Origin of the sequence: Phocaeicola sp., from assembly GCF_048170425.1 — a bacterium.
Classification (GTDB): domain Bacteria; phylum Bacteroidota; class Bacteroidia; order Bacteroidales; family Bacteroidaceae; genus Phocaeicola.
In genome coordinates this window covers 1-3,292 of sequence record NZ_DBEXBB010000036.1, presented here as the reverse complement: position 1 = coordinate 3,292, position 3,292 = coordinate 1, and the positions used below count along the sequence as shown (strand labels likewise).

The following is a 3,292-nucleotide window of genomic DNA, read 5'->3' as shown; positions in this document are numbered from 1 at the left end:
ACAATGGAAATAAAAGGAAGATTTGACCACTTCAATATCAATGTAACCAATCTCGAAAAAAGTATCCAATTCTACGAAAAGGCGCTCGGACTGCATGAGTCTCACCGCAAGGAAGCTGCCGACGGTTCTTTCACCCTGGTGTATCTCACCGACGGATGTACAGGCTTCCTCCTGGAACTGACCTGGCTGCGCGACCATACGGAAGCCTACGAACTGGGAGAAAACGAAAGCCATCTTTGTTTCCGCGTGGCAGGCGATTACGATGAAGTACGCAAGTTCCACAAGGAAATGGGGTGCGTCTGCTTCGAGAACGAACAGATGGGACTTTATTTCATCAATGACCCGGACGACTACTGGATTGAGATTCTTCCGCTAAAATAAACTTATATCTCTAATACTAAAACAAAAAACGTTATGAAAAAGTATATTTCTCCGGGTTCCTGGTTCTCACTGGAATATCCCGACAACTGGTGTGAGTTTGAAGATACGGAAGACAGTTTTCTGTTTTACAACCCTGACAAATGGACCGGAAACTTCCGCATTTCTGCTTACAGGGGCAATTCACCAGCCTATGCCGGTGAATGTCTGGAAGACGAATTGCATCAGGTACGCGGTGCCAAGAAGGTGAAGGTCGGCACATGGGACTGTGCCTATTCATCCGAAAGTTTTCAGGAGAATGCCGTGTGGTACACTACCCATATCTGGGTGACCGGCCGGGGAGAGATTTCCGTGGAATGTTCGTTCACCGTAACCAAAGGAGAAAGCCCCAAGGCAGGCGAGGCTATCGTGGCTTCCCTGAAAGTGCGCAATGCCTCCGACAAGCCGGTGAAGGAAGTGATTCCGGTCCGTATCCTGGAAATCAACCAGATAAACGAGAACTATGACTGGGCCGTTTCTACAGTGAAGAAACAGCTGACCAAGGACTTTACGGGCACGGAGGCCGACCTGGAAAACTTGCAGAAAGTAATCGACAGCGGGCGCTTCAACCCCAAACAGCGTCAGGCGTGGGAAAGCTTCGGTACGGCATTCGGCGTGATACTGGCCAACGAAATGGACGGCATGGAATGGGTAACGGTTGTCGACGGACAGAAAGAATTTCCCGCACTGCGTTTCCGCGATTCAAAAGTAATGGTCAACCCGATTACCCTGATATGGGACAAGGCGAAGGGCGGACAGCCATGCAACCTGAAAGCGGAATTCGAACGGATAAAGAACGAAGTGGAAGCGTCGATGGACTAACCCTGTCCGCATCCTATTTTTAGAAGCTACGAATTAGATTATGACTCCATATTTACAAGTAGAAAACCTGACCAAGTCGTTCGGCGACTTGGTCCTTTTTAACGGTATATCTTTCGGCATTGCAGAAGGACAGCGCATCGGGCTGATAGCCAAGAACGGTTCGGGAAAAACCACCTTGCTGAATATCCTGGCCGGGAAGGAAGGCTACGATGAAGGGAAAATCACCTTCCGCCGCGATTTGCGTGTGGGCTATCTGGAACAGAGCCCGAAGTATCCCGAAGAGCTGACGGTGCTCGAGGCTTGCTTTTATCATGGCAACTCCACCGTGGAACTGATTAAGGAATACGAACGGTGCATGGAAACGCCCGGCAATCCCGGCATGGACGAGCTGCTGGTGCGGATGGAACACGAAAAGGCGTGGGACTATGAGCGGCGTGCCAAGCAGATTCTTTCGCAACTGAAAATACGCGACTTCTCCCAGAAAATCGGCCATCTGTCCGGCGGGCAGTTGAAGCGCGTGGCACTGGCCAATATCCTGATTACCGAACCGGACTTGCTGATTCTGGACGAGCCGACCAACCACCTCGACCTGGACATGACGGAATGGCTGGAAGAGTACCTGAACCGGGGTAGCCTGAGTCTGCTCATGGTGACGCACGACCGCTACTTCCTGGACCGTGTGTGCTCGGAAATCATTGAAATAGACAACCGCCAGTTGTATTCCTACAAGGGTAACTACAGCTACTACTTAGAGAAACGGCAGGAACGCATCGAAGCGACCAATGCGGAGATTGCCCGTGCCAACAACCTGTACCGCACGGAGCTGGAATGGATGCGCCGTATGCCGCAGGCACGCGGACACAAGGCCCGTTACCGCGAAGAAGCCTTCTATGAACTGGAGAAGGTGGCCAAGCAGCGTACGTACGACGCGAACGTAAAACTGGATGTGAAGGCTTCGTACATCGGTTCCAAGATTTTCGAGGCCGACCACCTGTGCAAACGTTTCGGCGATTTGAAGATTCTGGATGATTTCTCCTACATCTTTGCCCGTTACGAAAAGATGGGTATCGTGGGAAACAACGGTACGGGCAAATCCACCTTCATCAAGATTCTGATGGGACTGGAGAAACCCGACAGCGGTACACTGGACATCGGCGAGACGGTGCGATTCGGCTACTATTCACAGGAGGGACTTCAGTTTAACGAACAGATGAAGGTGATTGACGTGATTACGGACATCGCCGAGGTCATAGAGTTAGGCAACGGCAAGCGGCTGACGGCTTCACAGTTCCTGCAGCATTTCCTTTTCACCCCCGAAACACAGCACAGCTATGTGTACAAGTTGAGTGGGGGAGAACGACGCCGGTTGTATCTCTGTACAGTGCTGATGCGGAACCCGAATTTCCTTGTGCTCGACGAGCCGACCAACGACCTGGACATCGTGACGCTACAGGTGCTGGAAGAATACCTGCAGAACTTCAAGGGATGCGTCATCGTGGTGAGCCACGACCGCTATTTCATGGACAAAGTGGTAGACCACTTGCTGGTGTTCAAGGGACAGGGCGACATCCGTGACTTCCCTGGCAACTACTCTGACTACCGCGACTGGAAGCTGGCCAAGGCGGAGCATGAAAAGGAAGCATCCAAGCCCAAGGAAGAAAAGACGCAGCGTGTCCGCCTGAACGACAAGCGTCGCATGACGTTCAAGGAACGGAAAGAATTTGAACAGCTTGAACAGGAGATTGCCACACTGGAGGACGAAAAGAAACAGATAGAAGAAGCTTTGTGCAGCGGCACGCTCAGCGTGGACGAACTGACCGAGAAATCCAAGCGACTGCCTCTGCTCAATGACGAGCTGGACGAGAAGACCATGCGCTGGCTGGAACTAAGCGAAATTGAGGACTAAAAACAGTGTAGTGTACTAAATAAGTTGACACAAATTATTTAGTAACATGCGTGAATATCGTAAGTATTCCCAAGACGAATGTCTGTCTTATTTGGAGGAATATCTCTCTTCTTCCTTAAGCCAAAGTGAATTTGAGAGAGAAAAAGG

3 protein-coding genes are annotated in these 3,292 nt (G+C 50.9%); all 3 read left to right on the top strand.

Annotation, left to right across the window (positions count from 1 at the left end):
- Window positions 1-3: 3 nt before the first annotated feature.
- From ACMJ0U_RS01405 to ACMJ0U_RS01395, 3 genes are read left to right on the top strand one after another with little or no spacing between them, the layout of a single operon-like run.
- Complete coding sequence (locus ACMJ0U_RS01405) at window positions 4-381, top strand: VOC family protein (RefSeq protein ID WP_417127690.1); 378 nt, start codon at window positions 4-6, stop codon at window positions 379-381.
- Window positions 382-414: 33 nt separating this feature from the next.
- The gene (locus ACMJ0U_RS01400; protein ID WP_417127689.1) at window positions 415-1,239 is read left to right on the top strand and encodes a DUF3805 domain-containing protein; all 825 of its coding nucleotides are present in this window, start codon (window positions 415-417) and stop codon (window positions 1,237-1,239) included.
- Between the two features lie 40 nt (window positions 1,240-1,279).
- Window positions 1,280-3,145, top strand: coding sequence for an ABC-F family ATP-binding cassette domain-containing protein (locus ACMJ0U_RS01395; protein WP_417127687.1), 1,866 nt, complete (start codon window positions 1,280-1,282; stop codon window positions 3,143-3,145).
- Window positions 3,146-3,292: the final 147 nt, after the last annotated feature.